Genomic DNA, 706 nt, shown 5'->3' on the forward strand with positions numbered 1-706 from the left:
GTTTTTACCGTATCTTCCAATGAATGAATGGACTCTGAATTCTCTCGTTCACTCATCATTAATTGAACGGCTTCGTAGTACATTGCCCGATGGGCTTGGGTGAATGAAAGTGCACACTGAAGAAGCACAGCAACAGACGTTAGTCCCGTTTTTGCTTTGCACCCTCTTCCTTCTGTTTTCATCATGATTTTGGTTGATTGTTTCACGACTTCATGGAATGTACTGCGTGGGATGCCAATTTCTTCGCAGATTTCTTTTTGTGTTCCCCACTTAATGGGTTGATCGACATTTGCATGTGTACTGATATACGTTAAAATATCGCTTTCCCACTCTTCGTAATGACTTCGAGATCGATCTTTCCTAGCCTTCTTGAATTTGTGCCATCCATTCGGGTTGGATTGAATAACGATCTCTTTCCCACTCCCCCACTCTTCCAGTAGTTGCTGAATATAGGAGGAATGAGCCCCTTTGAAACGTCCTCGATACGCACTTTTCATGATTTTCCTTACTTCCGAGTGCTTTAGTGGAGCATGCAATGAAGAATTCGCTTCATCTAGCAAGTTATACGTTTCGTCCTCTTCTTTTCCAGCACTGTAACAAGCTAAAGCCAACGTAAACAACAAGTTATCACGGCCGATTTGTCCTTGTTGGCCTTTTACATTTTTTGCATGCAGTAATTCCTGGAACCAGGCTTCTTGTGTAACGT

General features: G+C 42.5%; 1 protein-coding gene. It reads right to left on the reverse strand.

Going from position 1 to position 706, the window contains the following annotated elements; all coding sequences use genetic code 11:
* The coding region (locus tag AC1DSL_RS19100) for a primase C-terminal domain-containing protein (RefSeq protein ID WP_477533460.1) at positions 1–706 on the reverse strand (706 nt) is incomplete at both ends.

The sequence above is a fragment of the Paenisporosarcina sp. P4_D4 genome (genome assembly GCF_056401835.1).